Raw genomic sequence first — 23,128 nt, 5'->3', positions numbered from 1 at the left:
ATCGAAGTCAATCGAAGTCGATCGACGGCGCATGCGCGCTAGCCTTTGCGCGAGGCGCTAGCGCGCACTCGCTTGTAACGTTTCATGAGCGGCGTCGCCGACATCCCATGCACGAAGACCGATGCCGCCACCACGGCGAGCGCATAGGGCGCGAGCGGAGCGAGGTCGCGCTTGGGGCCATGCTCGATGGCGTACGCCAAATAGTAGACCGTGCCGATACCGCGGATACCGAACCAACTCATCATGCGCCGTTGAACCGCTCGCGCGCGTGAACCGAGCAGCGAAAGCTCGACCGCGATCGGGCGCACGACGACGAACAGCGCGAGCACGAGCGCCACGCTGCGCCAGGTGACGAGCGGCGCGGGCAACGTACTGATCAGATTGCCGACGATGATCATCATCGCCATTTCGGCAATGCGTTCGAGTTCGATCGTAAAGCCGAGGACCGATTCGGCCATGTATGCGTGCGCCTTGGCGGGGTGGGCCGCTGTCGCGGCGACGTCGGAGGAGTCGATGGAGCCGATCGCGTCTTGCGGGGAGCGTTCTCCCGTCGCTCGATGCTCGACGCGGCGCATCGCCACGCCGGCCGCGAACACGGCGAGAAAGCCGAAGGTGTGCAGTAACTGCGCGATGCCGTAGGACAGTTCGATGAGGCCCAGCGCGAAGAAGCCTTCGAGCCCGAGCGCTTGACCGTGGCGCGTACGCAGCCACGCGACGGCATGCGTCGTGGCGAAGCCGAGCAGTGCGCCGATACCGATGGCCCCCGCGAGTCCCCACACCGTGCCGATCGCCAGGCGCAGCGTCGGCAAGGCCGGGGCATCGGTGTTTCCGTTCGCGCACAACGCAAGCGCGATCAACATGAACGGCAATGCCACGCCGTCGTTCAGTCCACCCTCGCCGGATAAAGAAAAGCGAACGGTATCGAGATCGTTGGCGTCGCGCACTTGAACGTCGTGAGCGAGTACGGGATCGGTCGGGGAGAGCATCGCGGCCAGCACCCACGCCGGGCCCCACGCGAGCGCAAGCCCCCAACTGCAGACGAGCGCGAGAAGCGGAACGGTCACGATCATCGCGACGAGGCCGAGGCGCACGGGCAGCGTCCAAAGCGAGGCAAAGATCGGAGCGCGCAAGCGCAAGCCGATCGCGAACAACGAGGCGAGCAACGCAACTTCGCTCAAGAGCCGAACGCGTGCGGCGTCGCTCACGATATCGAGCGAGAGGATGCCGGCTCCGGGCGGGCCGAGCGCATAACCGGCCGCGAGATAGAGCATCGCGCCGGTCAGCGGCAGTCGCTTGAATAGCGAACTGGCGATGCCCATGCCGACGAGCATGCCGCCGACGATAAGAAACCAGACTGTCTCTGTCATCGCGTCCTAACGCGCGGCGGCGTCAGCGAGCGGACCACCGGCTATTCGCCGCGTCGAGGCATGAGTCGAGGAAGAGGGCATTGATCGTCCGTGTCGGTATCGGCCGTGACGAGGGCGTCGCGGCTGCGTTCGAACAACGCAATGCGCATGCCAATGCAATGCGCCGTGAATTGCGCTGGCATGAATGATGCGTCCGTTGCGACGCGTCACGAGCGCAGCGCGCTATCGGCTCGCTCGTGCGAGAAGTCGTGTTTCGTAAATACAAATCGATGGAGAAAACCCATGGCGAACCAACCGTTTTTGTCGGACGTCCAGGCCATTCGTAAGCGCGCGCGCGAGCATATCGAGCAAGGGGCCGTGACCGCCGGCTATCAGGCCGATCGCGCAACGGTTTTGAAGTTGCTCAACGATGCGCTCGCTACCGAGATCGTCTGTACCTTGCGCTACCGTCGCCACTATTTCATGGCGAAGGGCATTCACTCCAAGGGCATCGCGGATGAATTCCTCCAGCATTCGAACGAAGAGCAGTCACACGCGGATCAACTGGCCGAGCGGATCGTTCAGCTCGGCGGCGAGCCCAATTTCTCGCCCGAGGGGCTGCTCGCGCGCAGTCACGCCGAATACGTGGAGGGTGCCTCGCTGGTCGATATGATCAAGGAAGACTTGGTTGCCGAGCGTGTGGCGATCGACAGCTATCGTGAGATCGTGGCGTACCTCGGCGAAAAGGATCCCACCTCTCGCCGTTTGTTGGAAAGCATTCTGGAAGTGGAAGAAGAGCACGCCGACGATATGGCCGATTTGCTCGACGGCTTGCCTAACGAGCTCAAGCGGTAATCGATCGCCGCTATCGTCGCAGCCCTCGGTTGGGCACCGCAATTGCTGCGGTGCATGTAGCCCTTCACATCATATAGAGGAGCTGCGCCGATGAACACGAAGACTAAAACGCTGGAAGGTTGCAAGGTCGCCATGCTGGCGATGGACGGCTTCGAGGAGGCGGAACTCGTCGAGCCGAAGCGCGCGCTTTCGGAAGCCGGTGCCTTGGTGCACGTGATTTCGAAAAAGCCCGGGCAGATTCAGGGCTTTCGTCACACCGAGCGCGCCGGCACGGTGACCGTCGATGCGACCTTCGACCAGGTACGTCCCGAGCAATACGATGCCGTCGTGCTGCCGGGCGGAGTCGTCAATAGCGATGCGATTCGCACGGTGCCCGAAGCACAGGCGTTCGTGCGGGCGCTCGACGAGGTCCACAAACCGGTCGCCGTGATTTGCCACGGCGGCTGGCTGCCGATCTCGGCCGGTATCGTCAAGGGCCACACGATGACGAGTTGGCCCAGCTTGCAAGACGACCTGCGCAATGCGGGTGCGACATGGGTCGACGAGGAGGTCGTCGAAGACGGCAATTTCATCACGAGCCGCAAGCCCGACGATATCCCCGCCTTCAATCGAAAGCTCATCGCTCAGCTCGAACATCGAGGTGCCGCGCAATGACTGCGCGAGAACGGCCGCCTTCGCCGGGGACACGGCGGAGCGGCATCCGGAGGCTGTCAGGCGGGAAACCGTCATGCGGGAGGCTGTCATGCGCGTGAGTTTTCCGGACGACGAGCCTGTATTCGACGGCGCGCAGATGGTCGTGCGATTCGTTGCCTCCGTCGATGATGTCCCGTTGTCTTGCGCGATCACCGCCGAAGCGCTGGAAGACCATTTCGGCGCGGGCTCGACGTTGGAGGCGGAGTTGTTGCGCGCATACGGCGACGGCCGCGAACGCATTCGGGCCGTATGCACGCGAGCGATCGAGGACAGCTGCGGCGCAGCGGTCGTGTTGCGCAGCGGTCTCTTCCGGATCGCATCCGCCGGGAGCGGAAAGCTCTTGGGCGATTGAAAAAGGAGGACGTGTCATGTCGTTGATCGTCGCAGGCCGTTTCACGACGTTCGCCGATGGCGAAGCCGCCGCGAACCGGTTGTTCGCCGCCGGATTCGTGCAAGAGGACGTCACACTGTTTTTCGTCAACCCGCGCGGGCAGCACGCGCGCTTTCCGATCGGCGGCGACCAGTACGCGGACCCGCAGGCGGCGCGCGCATCCAAAGGGGCGGGCAAGGGCGGAGCGATCGGCGCGGTGATCGGCGCGGTGGTGGGCGTGGCGCTGTTCAGTGCGTTTTCGTCGCCGTTTCTCATCCTAGTCGTCGCCGCCGGGGTGGGCGCCTACATCGGTTCGCTGGCGGGCGCCATGTCGCATACACGCGGCGGCGGGAAGGTGCCCGAGCGCGAAGTACCTCACGAGTCGCGCGACTCCGGCGTGCTCGTCGCGGTCCACGTCTCGCCCGATAACCAGCTCGAGGCCGCGCGCGTGTTGCGCGAAGCGGGCAGCTTGGAGGTCGAGCGCGCGCATGGACGCTGGCAGCACGGCCGTTGGGCCGACTTCGATCCGACGAAGGACGTGGAGCCGATTCAGGGCATGTCGAGCGCGGAGGGGCCGGCACCTCGGGCCGAGGTTCGTCCCAACCGGTGAATCGTACGCACATCCCGCCTTTTTTTGCATTTTCTCGAGCGTGACAGCCGCGTTCGTCGCCGCGTTCGCCGCGCGCGCCGAACGCGGTTTTCGTTTGGGGCGGCCTTCGGCTGCCCCTACGCTAGTCCCAATGGGCATACTCATTGCAGTATCGAAGCGAGCGTTGCATCGAACGAATCACGACGCTCAGTGCCTGCCGCGGTGAACCAGCGCGGCGGCGACGCCTAAGCCGGCGCGCCGGCATTCATCAGGAGGACATTCATGCTTCGATACGCAGTTATTTTTTTCATCATCGCGCTCATCGCGGCTGTCTTCGGCTTCACCGGCATTGCGGCCGGCGCCGCGGAGATCGCGAAGATCCTGTTCTTCATTTTCCTCGTCATCTTCTTGGCGACGCTGTTGATCGGCGTGTTCAGGTGACGCCCCAAGGAGAATAATGATCGTTGCCGTGCAGGGATTACGAGCGGTTTGCAAGGAATGCCGAGCAGCGCTCGCGATCCCCGCGCCGGCGGGCGCCGCCTGGTTCGCAGGCGCGCCGCCGGCGCGGTTGCCGGCGAAAGGAGAGTCGCCATGTCACGCGTTATTTGGAAAGGGGCGATCAGCTTCGGTCTCGTGAACGTGCCGGTGCAACTGCATGCGGCCACGCGGCCCGAGCGAACGAGCTTCAATCTGCTCGATAAGGACACCGCGGACCCGATCGGCTACAAGCAAATCAACAAACGCACGGGCAAGGAAGTGCGCCGCGAGAACATCGTGCGCGGCTACGAGTACGAAAAAAACAACTACGTCGTTCTGAGCGACGACGAGATTCGGTCAGCGAGCCCCGAATCGACGCAGACGGTCGATATCCTCGCGTTCGTCGAGGCGTATTCGGTGTCGTTTCTCTACCTCGATACGCCGTATTACCTGGTGCCCGAGCGGCAGGGTACGAAGGCCTACGCGCTGTTGCGCGAAGCGCTCGCTAAAACCGGCAAGATCGGCATCGCCAACGTCGTGCTGCACAACAAGCAGCACTTGGCGGCATTGATTCCAGCCGGTGCCGTGCTCGCGCTCAATACGTTGCGTTGGGGCGGAGAGGTGCTCGATATCGGCGATCTGTCGTTGCCGCCGGCCGATGCGAAGGCGGCCGGCGTCAGCCCGCGCGAACTCGAGATGGCCACCAAGCTCATCGACGACATGACCGAGAAGTGGGAGCCCGAGCACTATCACGACACGTTCCGCGACGACATTCTGGCGCTCGTGGATCGCAAGGTGCGCGAGGGCAAGACGCACGAAATCAGCGAGGGCGCGCGCGCGCCGGCGCGTACGCGCACGACGGCCGACGTGGTGGATCTATCCGAATTGCTCAAGCGCAGTCTCGGCCGCGGCAAGGGCAAGCATGCGGCCTGAGGCGTGCTTGACGAGGCGCATGCATGAGATAACGCGGAAGGATCGGCATGGCTGACAAGCTCGAGACCTATCGAAAAAAGCGGCGCTTCGAAGAAACGCCGGAGCCTTCGGGCGGCGCGCGTACCCGTAAGGCGGCCAGCGCGCGCGCGGAACCGGCGCTCTCGTATCTGATTCAAGAACATCACGCCAGGCGCTTGCATTACGACTTCCGGCTTGAACTCGACGGGACGCTGAAGTCTTGGGCGGTACCCAAGGGCCCGTGTCTCGATCCGTCGGTGAAGCGCCTCGCCGTGCACGTGGAGGATCATCCGCTCGAGTACGGCACGTTCGAAGGCGAAATTCCACCCGGCAATTACGGCGCGGGCACCGTGATCGTCTGGGACCGCGGCACGTGGGAGCCGGCCGGCGGCGTGGCGCAGGCGCGCAAGGCGTACGCGGGGGGACGGCTCAAGTTCACGCTGCACGGCAAAAAGCTGCACGGCGGATGGGCGCTCGTGCGCAGCGGCATGCGCGGCAGCGGCGACAAAGAGCAGTGGCTGCTGATCAAAGAGCGCGACGACGAGGCGCGGCCGCAAGCCGATTACGACGTCATCGCCGAGCAGCCCGGCAGCGCCCTGGCCAACGGGACCGCGCAGGCCGCGCAATCGAGGAAAGCCGGTAGGCGAACCGCAGGCGGCAAAGCGGTCGCTCGTGCCATGCCCATTCCCGCGAAGGCGGCGAAGGCGGCCCATGCGGGCGAATCGCACGCGAGCCGGCCGGATATCGTCGCGACGCGCACGACGCAGTCGTTGCGCGAGCTGGCGGCGTCGCCTGCGATCGAGGGCGCCGTGAAGGCGCGCCTACCGCAGTCGTTGAAACCGCAATTGGCTACGTTGGTCGACGACGTCCCGCACGGCGACGATTGGTCCTACGAAATCAAATTCGACGGTTATCGCACGCTCGCACGAATCGATCACGGCGAATCGAAGCGTCCCGTTCGGATCTACACGCGCAGCGGCCTCGATTGGACGGATAAGTTCAAGCGTCAGGCGCAGGCTTTCGGCGCCTTGGATATCGATACGGCCTGGATAGACGGTGAAGCGGTCGTGCTGGACGAGCACGGTGTGCCCAGCTTCCAAGCGCTTCAAAATGCGTTCGACGCGAATCGGCCGCAAGACATCGTGATCTTCGCTTTCGATTTGCCCTATCTGAACGGATACGACTTGCGCGACGTGCCGCTCGTGCAGCGTCGCGCACTGCTTCGCGCGCTGCTGGAGAAGGTGGACGACGACACCTTGCGGTTTTCGGAGGACTTCGCACTCGACGCGCATTCGCTGCTCAATAGCGCCTGCGAAATGGCGCTCGAGGGAATCGTGGGCAAGCGGATGGACAGCCGCTATACGTCGAGCCGCAGCGGGGCGTGGATCAAGCTGCGATGCCGGCGCAGGCAGGAGTTCGTGATCGGCGGCTACTCGGAACCGAGCGGCAGCCGAACCGGATTCGGCGCGCTGCTGCTCGGCGTGTACGACGCGCAGGGCAAGTTGCACTACGCGGGCCGCGTGGGTACCGGCTTCGATACCGCGACGCTGCGCTCGATCAAGCAAGAACTCGATGCGCGGGAGACGGCGCGCTCACCGTTCGCGGAGCCGCCGAGCGAGCGTAGCCGGACGAAGGTTCATTGGGTGAGGCCCGAACTCGTGGCCGAGTGCAATTTCGCGGAATGGACGAGCGAGCGTATCGTGCGGCAAGCGTCGTTTATCAGCTTGCGGCGCGACAAACCGGCGCGTGAGATCGGGCGGGAGAAGCCGGTCGAGGCCGACGCCGCCAGCGGCGATACGGCAGGCGCGGCGAAAGGGACGAAGGCAACGAAAGCGGCGAAGCCGGCCAAAACGGACGATCCGACGATGAAGACTCAGCGAGATGGAGCGCCTTTGAAAGAGGGCGACATAGTGGCGGGCGTGCGCATTTCGCATCCGGCGCGCACGATCGACAAAACCATCGGCTTTGCGAAGCGCGATTTGATTCGCTATTTCGAGGCGGTCGCACCGTGGCTGCTGCCGCACGTCAAGGACAGGCCCGTTGCGCTGGTACGCGCGCCCGAAGGCATCGACGGCGAACTATTTTTTCAGAAGCACGCCAATCGCCTGTCGATACCGTTCGTCACGTCGCATGAGGGCCTCGATCCGGGCCATCCGTCGTTGATTACGCTCGACAGCGCCCAGGCGCTGATCGGCGCGGCGCAAATGGGCACGGTCGAACTCCACACCTGGAATGCCGTGGCGTCGAACATCGAAAAGCCGGATCGCGTGATTTTCGATCTCGATCCGGACCCGGCGCTCGGTTGGGATCGCATGATCGAGGCGGCGCAGCTCACGCGCGATTTGTTGACCGAACTCGGCCTGCAATCGTGGTGCAAGACGAGCGGCGGTAAGGGACTGCATGTGGTGGTGCCGCTCGCCCGCCATGCGGGGTGGGACGACGTCAAGGCATTCGCCCAGGCGGCCGCCCAGCACATGGCCGCCACGCTGCCCGATCGATTCAGCGCGAAGATGGGCGCACAAAACCGCCGTGGCCGAATATTCGTCGATTACCTGCGCAACAACCGTGGTTCGAGTACCGTCGCGGCATTCTCGCCGCGCGCGAGACCGTCGATGGGGGTATCGGTGCCGATCACATGGGACGAATTACCCGAGACGACGGGCGGCGCGCAATGGACCGTCGAGAACGTTCACGAGCGGCTCGACGCGTTGCGGGCCGACCCGTGGGCCGATTATGCGGCCGCCAAGCAGCGCATTACGCGCGACATGCGAGAGCGCCTCGGGCTTACGGGGACGTGACCCCGCCGTGCACCGCGGGCGTGCTTCTTGCGCGAGTTCGGATCTCAAGGACTGACTCTAGCGGAGGCACACATGGCGCAAACGGTGGGTGATTTCATCGTCGAAAGGTTGCATGAATGGGGCGTGCGTCGCCTGTTCGGCTACCCCGGCGACGGCATCAACGGAGTGCTCGGCGCATTGCGCCGCGCGCAAGGCAAGATCGAATTCGTGCAGGCGCGCCACGAGGAGATGGCCGCGTTCATGGCGAGCGCTCACGCGAAATTCACGGGCGAACTGGGGGTGTGCATGGCCACCTCGGGCCCCGGCGCCGCGCATCTCGTCACGGGACTCTACGACGCGCGGCTCGACCACATGCCCGTGCTCGCCATCTGCGGGCAGCAGGCGCGCGCCGCGCTCGGCTCGCATTATCAGCAGGAAGTCGACCTGGCTTCGATGCTCAAGGATGTCGCCGGATCGTACGTGCAGCAGGCGAGCGTGCCGTCCCAGGTACGCCACATGGTCGATCGGGCCGTGCGCATCGCGCTCTCGCAGCGCCGAGTGACCGCGATCATTTTGCCGAACGACTTGCAGGAGCTTGAATACACGCCGCCCCCGCGCAAGCACGGCACCGCGCATTCGGGCGTCGGGTACTCTCGCCCGCGGGTGATGCCCGAACCCGCCGATCTCGCGCGCGCCGCCGAAGTACTCAATGCGGGCCGCCACGTGGCGATCTTGGTCGGGGCCGGTGCGCTGCACGCCACCGATGAGGTCATCGCGGTGGCCGAACGCTTGAAGGCCGGGGTGGCGAAAGCGCTGCTCGGCAAGGCGGCCGTTCCGGACGAATACCCTTGGGTCACGGGCTCCATCGGCCTGCTCGGGACGAAGCCTAGCTGGGAGTTGATGACCCACTGCGACACCTTGCTCATGATCGGATCGGGCTTTCCGTATTCGGAATTCTTGCCGAAGGAAGGCGACGCGCGCGGCGTGCAGATCGACCTCGGCGCCGACATGCTGAGCCTGCGCTATCCGATGGAAGTCAACCTCGTGGGCGACAGCGCGGAAACGCTGCGCGCGTTGCTGCCGCTGCTCGATCAAAAGACCGACGATGCATGGCGCAAGCGAGTCGAGCGATGGACCTCGGAATGGTGGGACACGCTCGATAAGCGCGCAAAGGAGCCCGTCAAACGCGGCGTCAATCCGCAGAGGATCTTTACCGAGCTCTCGCCGAAGCTCTCGTCGGACGTGATCCTCACGAGCGACTCCGGCTCTTGCGCGAATTGGTATGCGCGCGACCTCAAGATCCGGCGCGGCATGATGTGTTCGCTATCGGGCGGCTTGGCGTCGATGGGGGCAGCCGTGCCGTATGCGATCGCCGCGAAATTCGCCCATCCCGACCGCCCCGTGATCGCGATGGTGGGCGACGGCGCGATGCAGATGAACAACATGGCGGAGCTGATCACCGTCGCGAAGTATTGGCAGCAATGGAAGGACGGCCGATGGATCTGCATGGTGATGAACAACGAAGATCTAAACCAAGTGACGTGGGAGCAACGCGTCATGGAAGGCGATCCGAAATTCGAAGGCTCGCAGAATCTGCCCAACGTGCCGTTCCATCGGTTTGCCGAGTTGATCGGGCTCAAGGGCATCTACGTCGATACGCCCGAGGCGATCGGTCCGGCTTGGGACGAGGCGCTATCGGCGGGGCGCCCGGTGGTGCTCGAGGTGAAGACCGATCCGGAGGTGCCGCCGTTGCCGCCGCATATCACCCTCGTGCAAGCGCGTAAGTTCATGCGCACGTTGATGGAAGGCGATCCCGAGGAGGGCAGCGTCATCGTCAATACGGCCAAGCAGGTCATGGCTTCGGTGTTGCCGGGCAAGAAGGACTCCTAACGACCGAACGATCGGTGCCTAAAGCCGGCGATCGCCGCGGGGAATCGTCAGAAGGCAAGCCCAAGCGTGGCTTGAACGCTATAGTCCTGAGCGTGTCCGGCGAATTGGCCGCCATAGCTCAAACCCAGCGTGGCGGCTTTGGACAGCGCCACATCGAGCCCCGCGTCGATGCTGGCCGAATCGCGCGCGATGGGCACGCCGGCCACGGTGAACGGGCTGCCGCCCGCGAACGCCAATGTGTCGAGCGGCGTCGTGTTGCCGAAACCGTGGCGCCAGCCCAGCTCCCCGTGCACGGTCGTCGTCCAACCGTATAACCGATACGCCTTGGCTCCCCTGAGGCCGATCGTGCCGAACGCGATATTGGTATGGCTGCTCGCACGGGTCAGGCTGGCGTCGCCCCCTTCTTCGGTGAAGCCGTTCGTGTGCAGGCCGATCGAGGCTAGGTCGACGAAAGGCTCGAACGAGATCGTGTTCGACTCGAAGCGGTAACCGAGTTCGCCGAATCCCTGCAGCGTCGATGCGCCGTAATGCGCGTTCATCTCATGAGTAAAGCCGGGGAAGGCGACCGTGCGATGCGTATCGACATCGTGCCACGTATAAGCGATGCCGAATCGCAACCCGAGCGCGCCCCATTGCGCGCCGCCGTATGCCGCCAGGTGACCGTCCACGCTCGCGCCCGACGAGTCGCGAGCGCCCGATTCGAAGCGCGAATTGCCGGCGCCGGCCATGACGCCGAACCGCCATGCGTTCATCGCCGGTACGTCGGCGCCGATGAGAAGGCCGCCTAGCGAACGCTCGAACGTGGTCGCATTGCCGTCGCCGTTCCACTGATTCCATGCGCCGAACCCTTGCGCCCAAAAGCCGGCGCTCCCGCTATCGGCGCGCACGGTCGGTCCCCCGTTCGCGGTGTCGTCGAGGGTCGCGGCGGCTGAATCGGAGCGATGCGCGAGGGCTGAACGCACCCGCGCGATAGCCGCGGCGCGCGGCACGCGGCTATCGTCGATCATCATGCTTTTTTGCGAGGCGTAGACCTCGCCGGAAAGCGCGTCGAGCGCCGCGCGCGCGCTGGCGGCATCGGGCTCGGATGCGAGGGTGTCGTAAAGAACGTTGCCTTGGCCGAGGCTCTGTACGCCATTGCCCGCGGCACACTGGTTTCGCGTTTGGGCGGCGCTGCAAAACGCCGCGCCGTTGCGCGTACTGCGGAGATAGACGTGGCTGGGATCGTACGCTAGCGAGAGATCCACGAATGGCATGTTCTGCGTCAGCGCGTCGAATGTGCCCGTGACGCCGCCTTGGGCGGAAACGATCGTCCATTGGCTGCCCGGCGCGAATACGCCGGCGGCTTTGAGTGCTTGCACCGTGCCGCCGCCGATCGTCGCGCGGCCGCTGGCGGCGATGAGGTCGCCGCTTTGGTTGGGCAGGATATCGGCAAGGTAGATCGAGCCGGGATCGAACCTGATATCGCCGCTGATGTGAAGCGTGCCCGGTGAATGGCCGGGCGCGATCGTCGCCCCCGACGCGATCGTCGTCGTGCCGACGGTACCCGTGCCGGCCAACGTGCCCCCGGCTAGTACGGTAACCGTACCGCCGAGCGCACCGTCCACCGAGAGGGTGCCGCGCGAGATCGCGGTCGTGCCGGCAAACGCCGAGGACTGGCCGGTGAGGTCGGTGCTGCCCGAGCCGATTTGCTCGATCGTGCCGGTGCCGCCGATCTTGCCGTCGAACACGACGGTATCGGACCGGTTCAATGCCAGCGTGCCGTTATCGATGACATCGCCCGCGATGGAGCCCGACGTGTCCCCGTCGCCGAGTTGCAGCGTTCCGGCCGAGATCGTCGTGCCACCTCGATAAGTGTTGTTGCCGGTTAGTACGACGGTGCCGCTGCCCGCTTGCGTCACCGTGCCGGCGCCGCCTATGTCGCCGCTCAGGGTCCATGTGCCGGCATGATTCAGCACGAGGTGACCGTCGTCGTCGATCTTGCCTTGGATCGAACCGGTCGTGCCGCCGGTGCCTAGTTGCAGCGTGCCCGCCGAGATCTCGGTGCCGCCGCTGTAGAGATTGTCTGCGCCGAGCGTGAGGGTGCCGCTGCCACGCTTTACGAGATCTCCGGCGCCGCCGATCTTACCGGCGAGTTCGAGATCCGCTTCGTCGTCGAACTGCGCGCCCCCCGGGCCGAGCGTCATCGTCCGCGCGGACGCGAAGGCGGCGGTGTTTCTCAACGTGCCGCCGTCGATGGCGACCGCCCCCGACGCCGCGCCGAGATTGGCGTCCGACGAAATCGACAGCGTGCCGCCATTGACGAACGTGCCGCCCGTGTAGCTGTTGTTGCCCGAGAGAACGAGCGTGCCGTCGTCGATTTTCTTCAGACCTCCAGGTCCCGTGAGGGCCGCGGCGATCGTGGCGGTGATGCTGCTGGCGAGCGCACCGCCGCCCGCGCCTGTGCGAATGAGCGTCTTCGCATTGCCGAGTTCGATTGCCGCGCCATCGATTCGATATCCATCGGCCGCGAACTGAATGCCGTCGATGGACAGTGCGCCCGCGCTGTTGTCGACCGTTACGGTGCCGGGCTGACCGGCGAAGATCGCGAACTGCCCGTTCTTCCACGCGGCGTTGACGGTGCCGTCGGCGCTCGTCCAGTTTTCGTTGGCGGCGTTCCACGTGCCGGTGCCGCCATCCACGGCGCCGTTGTTGTGTTTGGCCGTGTCGCCACCGTCCCAGAAATTGAGGGGCACGCCGCCCGTGCTGACCAAATTGACCTGATGAGCGATCGAGCTCTGTAGCGACAGGGCGTTCGCGCCGACCCCATCGGGAACCGTGCCGATCGCAACGCCGTTGTTCGCCAGGCTGCCGGTGTAATCGAACAAACGATAGATACCGATGTCGAACCCGCCGAGGTCGGTTACGTTCACTGTTCCGCCCAGCGTCAGATTGCCCGCGACGTTGAACAGGCCGGCCGACCGATCGGGCGTGCCGAGCGCAACGTCGATGCTCGCGCCGTTCGAAAGCGTGAGATTGCCGCCGAACGTGAGGACGTCCCCTTGCCTCCCGGAGAGGACGCCCGTACCGATCGAGACGTCGCCGGCGAGCGTGCCGGTGCCGGTCAATGTGCCGCCGTCGACGGCGAGCGCGCCGCCAAGCGTGCCGCCGACTACGAGGGTTCCGGCGTTGATCGTCGTCGCTCCGGCAAAGCCGGCACTGTTGCCGGAAAGCACGACGGTGCCCGGGCCGTTTTGCATGACGTTTCCTCGTCCGCTCAGCGCGCCCGCATAGGAGAACGAATTGCCGTCGTCGAATTCGAGCGTGGCGTTGTCGACGATCGCGCTGGTCAGCGAGCTGTCGAAGCCGTCGCCTATCGCCAACGTGCCATTCGATAGTGTCGTGGGCCCCGTATAGGTGCCGGCGCCCGTTAGCGTCAATGTGCCCGGTCCGGTCTTCGTCAGTCCTCCCGCGCCGGAGATCGTGCCCGACAGCGTCAGTGGGGCGTCGGTCTTCAATGTCCCGCCGCCGGCGTCGAGCTCGACCGTCCGGGCGGTGCCGACGGCTGCCGTATTTTCGAGCGTGCCGCCGTTGAAGACGAGTCCACCCGTGCCGAGATTGGCATCGGCCGACACGGACAAAACGCCGCCATCGAGGAGCGTGCTCCCTTGGTACGTCGTGATACCCGACAGCACCTGCGTGCCGCCGGCAACCTCCACGCGCCCGCTGCCCGTGATGTTTCCCGCGAAGTTGCCCGGCTCGACGGGGTTGCCGCCGCCTTGGCCGTTGGCGATGACGAGCGTCTTGTCGCCGAGTATGACCGTACCGGTCGATGCACCCGAGAGGCTTTGCACGGTCGTGCTGCCGGCGAGAATGCCGGAGGCGTCGAGCGTGGCATCGACGCCGACGTTGGCGGCTTCCGAGAGATCGGCGTTCGCGCCGAGTGCGAGCGTGCTCTGTTCGACGGCCCAAGGGTGGGTGTCGCCCACCTTGCCGGTAACCGTCCAGGTGCCGAGGCCGGTTTTTTCGTAGACGGCGAAGCCTTGGTATTGCTCCGCGCCGGTCGTCTCGTCGAGCGACGCAACGATCTTGGAGAGGTCGAAGGTGCCGTTCGCGGGGCCGCCGAGCGCGAGTACGTTGCCCCCGCCGGCCGCGGCGACTTTGCCGCTGACGATATAGCCCGCCTGCAATTCCAATGTGTTGCCGTTGCCGTCGATCCGGATCGCCCTGCCGCCGGGCCCGGTGCGCGATGGGTCGGCCAGCGCCCAGCCGCCTTCGATATCGCCGCCGTTCGCGTTCACGAGCGTGTTGCCGCTACCGTAGACATGGACCCCCGTTGCAAGCGCCGCGCTGCCGGCTGAACCGCCCGGGTTGATATAGCCTCGATTCCACAGCGTGTTGTTGCTGCCGTAAATGTCGATGCCGTCGCCGCCGCGGCCATCGGGGATGGCACCCGTTCCGGCTGCGCCGTAGCCGCCATTGATCCCGCTAGCGCCAACGTTGCCGCCGCCGAGATTCGCGATGGCGGCACCGTCGCTGCCGACGATCAGGCCGGCGCCGCCGCTGCCGCCCGAGGCGCCGCCGTAACCTCCGCTGATGAGATGGTTCGTGCCGCCGGAGTCGAAGGTGAACGAATTGCCGCGGAAAAATACGCCGGCGCCGCCGCCACCGCCCGCGCTGGCCGGTGTGCCCGCGCCGCCTAGGCCGCCATGTATGTCGTCGTTCGCATCGCCTTTCGCGATCAGCGTGCCGCCGAGGAAGACGAGCCCGGCGCCGCCGCCGCCGGCGCCCGCCGAACCGCTCGCGCCGCCGGCACCGCCGGTGATCGCCGCGGCCGCCCCGGTGCCGAGCACGAGATTGCCGGACGTCACGACCGCGCCCGCGCCGCCGCCGCCCCCGCCGATCCCCGCAGCGCCGGCGTTACCGGCTTGGCCTGTCACCGTGCCGCCGATCGAGGCATTCACGGCTTGGGTTTTGCCGCCGCAGCCGGGAAGATAGCTTTGGGTTTCGCATGATGTTGCGCCCGCGCCGTCGCCGCCTCGCAAGAGCGTCCCCGCGAGGCCTAGGGCCGAAGCTACGCCTCCGCCCGCGCCGCCGCCGTCGATCCCGCCGCCCGCACCGCCCGTCCCGGACACGGCCGATCCCCCCGCGCCACCGCTTAGATCGATGACTTGAGCAAGGCATGGTGCGATCCCGAGTACGGTTCCCGCTGTCGCCCCTGCGATCGATAGCACGGCGACCGAGGTGCGCCGGCGAAGGGTGCGTATCGCGTCGCGCAATAGTGGGTCGCGCAGTCGCGGTTTAATCAATAGTCGAGAATTTCCATGTAAATCCACTTTCGCTTTTCCGTGTCGATGAGGCGAGTGCTTCGATTTAGCATGGGCGTCGAGAGAGTCGCAACTTCGAGGCTAAAAGAATTATTGAAAGTCCCGTAAATTGGGAAGAAATGAAAAACCGTTCGACTATCGGTTTGACATTGCATTTCCATATCGGGAATATTCAATCCGGAACGCACAGCGGGAATGAGTACGGCAGTAGCAAACCTCTTGACGCCGACGCGCGAGCGCATCGCGTGCAGCGCGCATCTCCCAACCTTGGAGACGAATCGCCATGTCGCACGGTGACCACGGAACGATCCTCGTCGGTAGCGATAACGGAACCATCACCATTAGCCCGGCCACGGGCACGAATCTGCATTGGCACCAAGGGCGGTACATCGTGGCGACGATCAAGATGTCCGCCGGCAATTCGATTCCCGACGGCGCCACGATCAATTTTTCCGCGGGCAATTCAGGCAATAGCGCGAATTTCGTCGCGCTTCCCGATGTACCGGCCGATTGGAAGCAAATCCCCATCATGGTCGATGCGCACGACAATACGCAAGGCACGGCGACGCTGCCGATTCGCTACGATCCCACTCAAGATATCAATGCATTGCTGACGGTCACGGTGCACGCCAGCGCGGGCACCGGTTGGGGCCCGTCTCCGACACCGAACGAAGCAACGGCCGTTTCCTACACGGTGTTGAAATCCGATCCGAAGGTGACCTGCCTCGGGCCGACCAAGACGTTGCTGCCGATTCCCACCGCCGCCGACGGCGACCAGCTTACGCCGGCCAAGGACGCCTTTACGACGAAGTTCACCTGCCAAATCGTGGACGACTCGACGAGCCCGCCCACGCCGCTGCCCGAGTACATCGTCGAGTGGCACGAGGCGGCCAGCGGCGCGCAAGGCCTGTTCGATGGCTTGATGAACGTGTACGTGGCGGGCACGGCCGCCGAGAACCTGCTGGCCGCCGACAACCCGTTCATGTTCTACAGCGAAACGCAGCAGGGCTTTTACCTTCGCACGGAGACGAACGCGCAGGGCATCGCCGAACTGTATTTGGTCGCCACGCATAGCAACGGCTCGATGGCGCTGGGCCTTCGGGCGCAATACGATTTCGCCGAGACCCAAGAACAAGGGCGGCCGTTTCTCGTCGTGGACGTGACCGCGACCGGTCCGGGGCTCGAGGAGTCGTTCCCGGTCGTGCAAGGTCTAGTGACATCGTCCACCACGGGCAAGACCACGTTGGACTACGGGCAGCTTTCCAGCGCATTCGTCGATGTCACGGTCGGCAAGTACCCGAACCAAGTACCGGGCGATCAGATCTATCTCGTCGTGAACGGGGCCATCGCCGCGGGTCCTTTCAAAAATCCAATGGAGAATACGCCGTCGTGGACCTGGGCCACGCAATTCGCGGAAAGCCTCGGCTACAGCGATTCGGGCGCGCATGCCGACGAATTGAATAGCGTGCTCTTCGTCGTCAGCAACATCGAAACGGGCAATGTCGGCCCCAGTCTCGTCACGCAGTTCTACGGCGTGGGCGACAACCAGCAGGGCATCATCCCGTTGGGGGGACCGCTCGGCACGCCTCGTCTTTCGCCGGCGCGCAGCGCCATCAACCGCAACTCGCTGCATAGCCCGATCACGATCACCTTCAAGCTCGACCAGACCTACGACAACGGTTGGCGCGCTCAAGCCGGCGACAAAGTCACGGCGTATGCGACCTTGACCGGTTTCAAAACGAAGTCGACGACCCGAAGAGATCCCGTGCAAGTGGCGACCGCGCAGGTCACGATCGTCGCGGGCGACTTGAACAAGCCGACGTTGTCGATGCAGTTCGCCAACGACGACTTTCATGACTGGGATTCGATGGACGGCCAGCCGTGGACCGAAGGCCAATGCTATATCGTCTACACGATCGAGCGCAGCGGGATTCCCGATCAAACCTCGAAGGTGCTCGCGGTCACGTTGAATACGGCCAACCGAAGCTAACGCACGTTGCTTCCAAGGAGACCGGACCAATGGGAGGCGCCGAGCATGAGTCGAAGGGCAAGCCGACAGTCCCCGTGAAATTGTGGATCACCTCGCCCGCGGCCTACTACGACGACAGCCTGTCCATCATGCCCTGCAATTGGGTCAAGGTGCACGGCCCGCGAGGGCACACGATGAGCTGCAGCGTGGGAATGGGCGGCGAGATCGTCGCGCCGAGCGATCCCCAAAATGTTCCCGGCACGCTATACAGCGGCGACGGCATCCCGCTGGGCAACGGGCCTTACGAGCCCATCCTCGACGAACATGGGTTCGCATGGTTCCTCGTTCGCGCTCGCAGCCCCGCGCTGCCCAAACGCGTGGCGAATTTGCTCATGGTGCCGACGACGGTGTGGGATCGAGACGACCCCGACAACTCCGACACGAAGACTCCAAGCTTCCAAGACTATACGGACGCCGGCGCGCACGATCGCCCGAACGAACACTTCATCGGTTATTCCTCTACGACGGGAGCGCCCGCCGACGGCGTCACGCCGTGCTGCATCTACGTGATGACGGACCAGAGCGGCAAAGCGGGTACGCTGCGGGTCACGATCGTTACCGGATCGGCGACGGTCTTCGGCGTCCAGCCGACGAACCCGAGGCAGTACGACGTGCCGCTCGAAAACGATGGCTGTGCCGCCGTGACGATCGTCGACACGATCGCGGAGCCGGTGCAATGCACGGTCCGCTTGTTGAACGTGCCCGGGACCGATCAGCTTGCGCCGATTACGATGCGCTTCGTTGCAGTGCCCGATGAACCCGACGAAACGAGCTGGGTATGAGCGAGCCCGGCATCCGGCGCCTGTGTGAAAGCGGCGAGATCAAATTGGCTCGGCCGAGCCTGCCGCAGGCGGCCGAAGAGCAGGGGCAACGCGTCATTCACGTGGATGACTTCGGGCCCGGCGAGAAGATCACCGTCAGAGTACTCAATGACCAAGGATCGAATTGGCATCCCACGCCCGGCGATAGCTTGCGCGCCTATCTGAACGATACGCCTTCGGAAAACGTATTGAGCCTCGACGATAGGAACGTGTTCGATGCATTCTGGGACGGGAAATTCGACCCCGCCACGATTCCCGACGGCAGCTATACGGCTACTTATCGGAAGACGAGCCAAGTCGGCGACATCGTGGCCGCACTGCCGGCGACGGTCGTCATCGCAGGATCGAGCGCGAGCGAATACCGCAGCCCGCTTTTCCCCGATGCGCAAAACGGCGTATTGCCGTATGCGAAGATCGCCGCGAAAAACGGCGCGCCGATACGCACGCAATACGCGTTGTGCAAAGACGATCAAGTGACGTTCCACTGGCAGGGCTTCGACGAATCGGGCAACGCGGTGGCCGGTGCCGCTTATCGAACCGATCCGCCGCACACGGTGCAAGTGGCGGATCTCGTCAACGGTTACGTTGCCGATACGATTCCAATGGCCGGTATCCGGCCGCTCGGCGATCTGGGAAGCGGCGTCGCGTACTACGAGGTACGGCGGCAAGGTGTCACGCACGCTTCGCTGCGCACGGAAGTCGTGATCTCTTGGTCCGACCTTACCGCGCTGCAATTGACGTGTACGCAAGGAGCGGCGAACGCATCGAGCCAGCTTCCCAATCTGATCCCCTGCAACTACGGCGTCGTCTTCGGGGAACCCGGGCTCGCCGTGACGATTTCGGCTTCCCTGGGCGGCGTGATATTGGAAGCCGAAGGCAGTGACCCGACGACCTATCGCACGCGGCTCGATTGGCGCGGTGTCGCTGCGTTCAGCGTGTCTTCGAACGACCAAACCTTGATCTCGCTCGCGGCATACGCAGGCGGCCAGCCGGGCGATGCACCCACCGTCGACGCGACGTTCAGCCCGTATTTGGACGGGAGCGCGGCGGGCATCTGTGCCTACGCTTATACGACGCGCGTGCCGAGCGACGGTAACACCGCTTGTTCGATCTATTTTCAAGTTTCGCCCGAATTCGTGGATCGTGAAGTCGAAGTCGCCATTCTCGACGACCACGCCCAAGCGACGATCGTGGGCGCCGACACCAATTCCCCTCGTACGTACACGACGATGTTGTATGCCGACGGCAGCGGCTGCGTCGGGATCGTCGATACCTGCGAAGAGGAGATCAACGTAGCGTTGCGCGTGGTAGGCGAAAGCACGTCGCTTCGCTTTCCGCACCCCGTGCGGTTCAGCGTGTTTCCACCCACGCCGGGGGATCGATGAAACCAACGGACGAGAAGACAGAAACGAAAGAAACGAAAGAAACGCAACCGGTACCGCCCGTGAGCGACAGCGATGGGCCGGGTTACAGCCTGGAGTTGACGATCGTTCGCGACGGAGCTCGCGCGGACGGCAAGGCCGCCAACGAGGCCGAAGTCAAGCTTACGCTCGGCAATTTTCTCGAGAGCGATCGTCCCGTCACGTTCAAGGTCGTGAAAGGATCGGCGGTCTTCAGCAACGGTTTGCAGCAGATAGACGGCCCGAAGACGAGCATAAAGGGCCGATCGAGCGTGACGTTCACCGATACGACCGCCGAGCAGGGCGTGATGGTCGCGTGGATGAGCGAGCCGCCCAAGACGCGGAGCAATGAGACGTCGTATACCTTCGTCGCCGTTCCCGGGGACACCTACGGCTTCAGTCTTGATCGGCTCGTGAACCACGCGCAGGCCGACGGATCGGCGAGGAACGCGGCGAACGTCGCGGTTTATCGCAACGGCGGCGCGGCCCCCGACAAAACCCGGGTCACGTTTCAACTGCCGGCGGGTTCGGCGCATTTCGTCACGGACGACGCGAACGTCGTCGCCAGCGGTACGCTGCCTGACGGCGGCGCATGGATCACCGTGGCCGCCGCATTCATTCCCGAGGGAGGCGCGACGATTGCCTGCGCGCAGTTCACGGATGCGAACGTCGACGGCGAGGCGGTGACCGTGAGCGCTTGTTTGACCGACCATGCGCAAGTGCCTGTGCAACAGCAGGACTACACGTTCTCCCCACGGTCCGCCTATGTCGTCACGATCACGCAATCGCCCTCGTACCTGGGGCAATACGATTCGGGCGAAGTGACGGGGACGGTCGTGGATCGCGAGACCGGAGACGGGATTTCGGCGCTTTGCAGCATCGGCTACACGGGGCCCGCCGGCGGCGCGAGTACGGTCGAGGCGGTGGACGGCGCCTTCTCGTTTGAAATTGGCAGCCTAGCGGTGATCGGGCGCTCGGCCCGCTTCGCCTACGTCAGCGTGAGCTATGGCGGCGCCGGCGATCGGGCGCGCGTGCTGATCTACCCCACGTGAGAGCGGGATGCTCGCGAACGGTTGCGCTCGCCGTCGCGGCATCGGCCTTGCTTGACCCTACGTTCAAGCGCCCCCTCTCGCGGGCCCCTCGTTATCGCGTCGTCGTGTTTCCACCATGGGTCGGTACCGCCCTTATGAGCGCTCTCTTGTTGTCTCGCCTGCAGTTTGCCTGGGTCATCGCACTGCATATCTTGCTGCCGGCTTTCACGGTGGGTCTTTCCTGTTACATCGCCACGCTCGAAGTGTTGTGGTGGTCGACCGGTCGCGACGTCTATCGCCGGCTTTCCGCGTTTTGGATCCGCATCTTTGCGGTCTCGTTCGGCATGGGTGTCGTATCGGGCATCGTCATGCCGTTTCAATTCGGCACGAATTGGAGCCGATTCGTGACGGCTACCTCGAGCGCGATCGGTTCGCTGATGGCCTATGAGGTGTTGACCGCGTTTTTTCTGGAGTCGGCGTTTCTCGGTGTGCTGCTGTTCGGGCGCAAGCTCGTACCGCAGTGGGCTCATGTGTTGTCGGCAATGTTCGTCGCTCTCGGCACGCTCATGTCTTCGTTCTGGATACTGGCGGCAAATAGCTGGATGCAAACGCCTACGGGCTACCGGATCGTGGACGGCAAATTCGTGCCGGACAGCATGCTTGCGATTGTTTTCAATCCCTCGTTTCCTTATCGCTTGGCTCATACGGTCACGGCCTTTGTCGTCACGACGGCGTTCGTCGTTCTGGGCGTGGGTGCGCATTACTTGCTCAAGGGACGTGCGCGCGAGGAGTCGCGCGTCATGGTCAAGATGGCGCTATGGTTTCTCGTCGTGATGGTGCCCGCGCAAATCGCGATCGGCGACGCGCACGGGCGCAACACGCTCGAGTATCAGCCGGCCAAGCTCGCGGCGATGGAAGGTCTGTGGAATACGGGCCGGCGCGTGCCCGCGAATCTCTTTGCGATTCCCGACGATGCCGAGGAACGCAATCACTTCGAAATCTCGATCCCCGTGCTGGGCAGCATCTATCTGACGCACGATCCCAACGGCCTCGTGCACGGGCTCAAGGATTGGCCGCGCGCCGACCGGCCGAACGTGCCGATCGTCTTCTTTGCGTTTCACCTCATGGTGGGGGTAGCGATGTTGATGCTGGCGGTCGTGATCTGCGGACTGGTGTTGTGGCCGAAGCGAAAGCTCTATGACAGCCGGAGATGGCTCGCCGTGTGCCGCGTGGCCAGTCCGCTCGGATTTGTCGCGGTGCTCGCGGGCTGGACGACGACCGAGGCCGGGCGTCAACCGTGGACGGTCTATGGATTGATGCGCACGGCCGATTCGGTGAGCCCTTCGCTGACGAGCGCCGACGTGTCGCTTTCGCTCGCGCTGTACGTGGTCAGCTATCTGTTTATCTTCGGCTCGGGCGGCGTGCTGATCGCGCGGTTGCTGCGCTTGGGTCCCGACGGCGCGCAACCGGCGACCGCCACGCTCGATCGCCGCGCGGCGCGGCCGCTCTCGGCCGTGCAGCATCACGACGATGCGCCGCAACCGACCGGCGTGCCGGGCACGATGGGAGTTAACGATGACGCACCTTGACTTGGTGCCGCTATGGGCGGCGATCCTCGGCTTTGCCGTGCTGATGTACATCCTCTTGGACGGCTTCGATCTGGGCGTGGGCATTTTGTTTTTGCTGCGTAAGAACGAAGCCGATCGCGATGTCATGATGGCGTCGGTCGCGCCGGTATGGGATTTCAACGAGACATGGCTCGTGTTGGGCGGCGTCGGACTCTTGGCGGTGTTCCCCGGGGCATTCGCCATCATCGTGCCGGCGGTGTACTTTCCGGTGCTGCTGATGCTGCTGGGCTTGATCTTTCGCGGCGTGGCCTTCGAGTTCCGAGGCGTGCCGGGCGCCAATCGGCGGATTTGGAATATTGCCTTTGCCTGCGGGTCGGTGCTCGCGAGCTTCGCGCAGGGCGTGATACTCGGCATGTTCGTGCAAGGATTCGACGAGGCCGGGGGACAGTTCGTCGGGACGAGTTTGGATTGGGTGCGGCCGTTTCCGATCTTTGCGGGATTCGGGCTGATCGCGGGCTATGCGTTGCAAGGGGCGACCTGGCTCATCATGAAGACACAAGGCAGCCTTCAGGGATGGGCCCGGCGTGTGGCGCAGCGCGTGATGCTGCTCGTATTCGTGTTCATCGGCGTGGTCAGCATCGTGACGCCGCTGTTTAGTCCGCGCATCGCGGAGCGTTGGTTCACCTGGCCCAATCTCGCGTTCTTCGCGCCGGTGCCGCTCGTGACGTTGCTGCTCGCGGGCTTGCTCGTGCGCGGTGCCGGGCGGGGGCGCGAGGTGTTGCCGTTCGTGTGCTCGGTGGGGCTGTTCTTTCTCTCGTTCTCGGGGCTCGTCATCAGCTTATGGCCGATGATTGCGCCGCCATCGGTCACGCTATGGCAAGCCGCGGCGGCGCCGGTATCGCACGAGTTCCTCATGATCGGCACCGCATTCGTCTTGCCGATTTTGCTGATCTACGTGGTGTGGTCGTATTGGGTGTTTCGCGGCAAGGCGAGTGGGCACCGGGGGGGTATGGGCATGAGTGAGGGGA

At 64.3% G+C, this 23,128-nt stretch carries 15 protein-coding genes and 1 pseudogene; 14 read left to right on the top strand and 2 right to left on the bottom strand.

The genetic code is table 11. From position 1 onward, the window contains the following. Positions 1-38 precede the first annotated feature (38 nt). Positions 39-1,367 carry a cation:proton antiporter gene (locus tag C0Z18_RS20715; RefSeq protein ID WP_102647313.1) on the bottom strand — a complete coding sequence of 443 codons (1,329 nt, stop codon included), beginning with the start codon at positions 1,365-1,367 and terminating at the stop codon, positions 39-41. 282 nt (positions 1,368-1,649) lie between these two features. On the opposite strand from C0Z18_RS20715, the gene C0Z18_RS20710 reads away from it, so the two are divergent. The 8 genes and pseudogenes from C0Z18_RS20710 (at position 1,650) to C0Z18_RS20675 (ending at position 9,948) form a co-directional block, all read left to right on the top strand. Next, a complete protein-coding gene (locus C0Z18_RS20710) occupies positions 1,650-2,201 on the top strand; it encodes a ferritin-like domain-containing protein (RefSeq protein WP_102647312.1) in 552 nt (183 codons plus the stop codon). A gap of 90 nt (positions 2,202-2,291) precedes the next feature. Then, positions 2,292-2,855, top strand: coding sequence for a type 1 glutamine amidotransferase domain-containing protein (locus C0Z18_RS20705; RefSeq protein ID WP_102647311.1), 564 nt, complete (start codon positions 2,292-2,294; stop codon positions 2,853-2,855). Between the two features lie 88 nt (positions 2,856-2,943). Then, positions 2,944-3,246, top strand: a complete 303-nt coding sequence (locus C0Z18_RS20700; protein WP_233217408.1) for a DUF1488 family protein — start codon at positions 2,944-2,946, stop codon at positions 3,244-3,246. Between the two features lie 16 nt (positions 3,247-3,262). Next, a complete protein-coding gene (locus C0Z18_RS20695; RefSeq protein ID WP_102647310.1) occupies positions 3,263-3,874 on the top strand; it encodes a hypothetical protein in 612 nt (203 codons plus the stop codon). Positions 3,875-4,135: 261 nt separating this feature from the next. Further along, positions 4,136-4,294 carry a DUF1328 domain-containing protein gene (locus C0Z18_RS20690; RefSeq protein WP_102647309.1) on the top strand — a complete coding sequence of 53 codons (159 nt, stop codon included), beginning with the start codon at positions 4,136-4,138 and terminating at the stop codon, positions 4,292-4,294. 150 nt (positions 4,295-4,444) lie between these two features. Beyond that, positions 4,445-5,260: pseudogene (gene ku, locus C0Z18_RS20685) on the top strand (non-homologous end joining protein Ku); the annotation flags it as partial. A gap of 50 nt (positions 5,261-5,310) precedes the next feature. Further along, the gene (gene ligD / locus C0Z18_RS20680) at positions 5,311-8,079 is read left to right on the top strand and encodes a DNA ligase D (RefSeq protein WP_102647308.1); all 2,769 of its coding nucleotides are present in this window, start codon (positions 5,311-5,313) and stop codon (positions 8,077-8,079) included. Between the two features lie 72 nt (positions 8,080-8,151). After that, positions 8,152-9,948 carry a thiamine pyrophosphate-requiring protein gene (locus tag C0Z18_RS20675; protein ID WP_102647307.1) on the top strand — a complete coding sequence of 599 codons (1,797 nt, stop codon included), beginning with the start codon at positions 8,152-8,154 and terminating at the stop codon, positions 9,946-9,948. A 47-nt stretch (positions 9,949-9,995) separates the two neighbouring features. Here the strand turns inward: C0Z18_RS20675 and C0Z18_RS20670 are convergent, their stop codons facing one another. Further along, the gene (locus tag C0Z18_RS20670) at positions 9,996-15,233 is read right to left on the bottom strand and encodes an autotransporter domain-containing protein (RefSeq protein ID WP_146014059.1); all 5,238 of its coding nucleotides are present in this window, start codon (positions 15,231-15,233) and stop codon (positions 9,996-9,998) included. A gap of 301 nt (positions 15,234-15,534) precedes the next feature. Between C0Z18_RS20670 and C0Z18_RS20660 the strand changes: the two genes are divergently transcribed. From C0Z18_RS20660 to cydB, 6 genes are all read left to right on the top strand, one after another. Then, positions 15,535-17,241 carry a hypothetical protein gene (locus C0Z18_RS20660; RefSeq protein ID WP_102647304.1) on the top strand — a complete coding sequence of 569 codons (1,707 nt, stop codon included), beginning with the start codon at positions 15,535-15,537 and terminating at the stop codon, positions 17,239-17,241. Between the two features lie 29 nt (positions 17,242-17,270). Then, positions 17,271-18,062 (top strand): hypothetical protein, encoded by a 792-nt coding sequence (locus C0Z18_RS20655; RefSeq protein WP_102647303.1) that lies wholly within the window; start codon positions 17,271-17,273, stop codon positions 18,060-18,062. Next, a complete protein-coding gene (locus C0Z18_RS20650) occupies positions 18,059-19,486 on the top strand; it encodes a hypothetical protein (protein ID WP_102647302.1) in 1,428 nt (475 codons plus the stop codon). Before C0Z18_RS20655 ends, C0Z18_RS20650 begins: the two co-directional genes overlap by 4 nt. Continuing rightward, on the top strand, positions 19,483-20,553 hold the full coding sequence (locus C0Z18_RS20645) for a hypothetical protein (protein WP_102647301.1): 1,071 nt from the start codon (positions 19,483-19,485) through the stop codon (positions 20,551-20,553). Before C0Z18_RS20650 ends, C0Z18_RS20645 begins: the two co-directional genes overlap by 4 nt. Positions 20,554-20,687: 134 nt before the next feature. Further along, a complete protein-coding gene (locus tag C0Z18_RS20640; protein ID WP_102647300.1) occupies positions 20,688-22,121 on the top strand; it encodes a cytochrome ubiquinol oxidase subunit I in 1,434 nt (477 codons plus the stop codon). After that, positions 22,108-23,128: cytochrome d ubiquinol oxidase subunit II (gene cydB / locus C0Z18_RS20635; RefSeq protein ID WP_102647387.1), on the top strand; the 1,021-nt coding region annotated here is incomplete at its 3' end. The genes C0Z18_RS20640 and cydB, both read left to right, overlap by 14 nt.

The sequence above is a fragment of the Trinickia dabaoshanensis genome (genome assembly GCF_002879885.1).
GTDB classification, from domain to species: Bacteria; Pseudomonadota; Gammaproteobacteria; order Burkholderiales; family Burkholderiaceae; genus Trinickia; species Trinickia dabaoshanensis.
The sequence above is the reverse complement of the archived record's forward strand: the minus strand, read 5'-3'. Positions and strand labels throughout refer to the sequence as shown.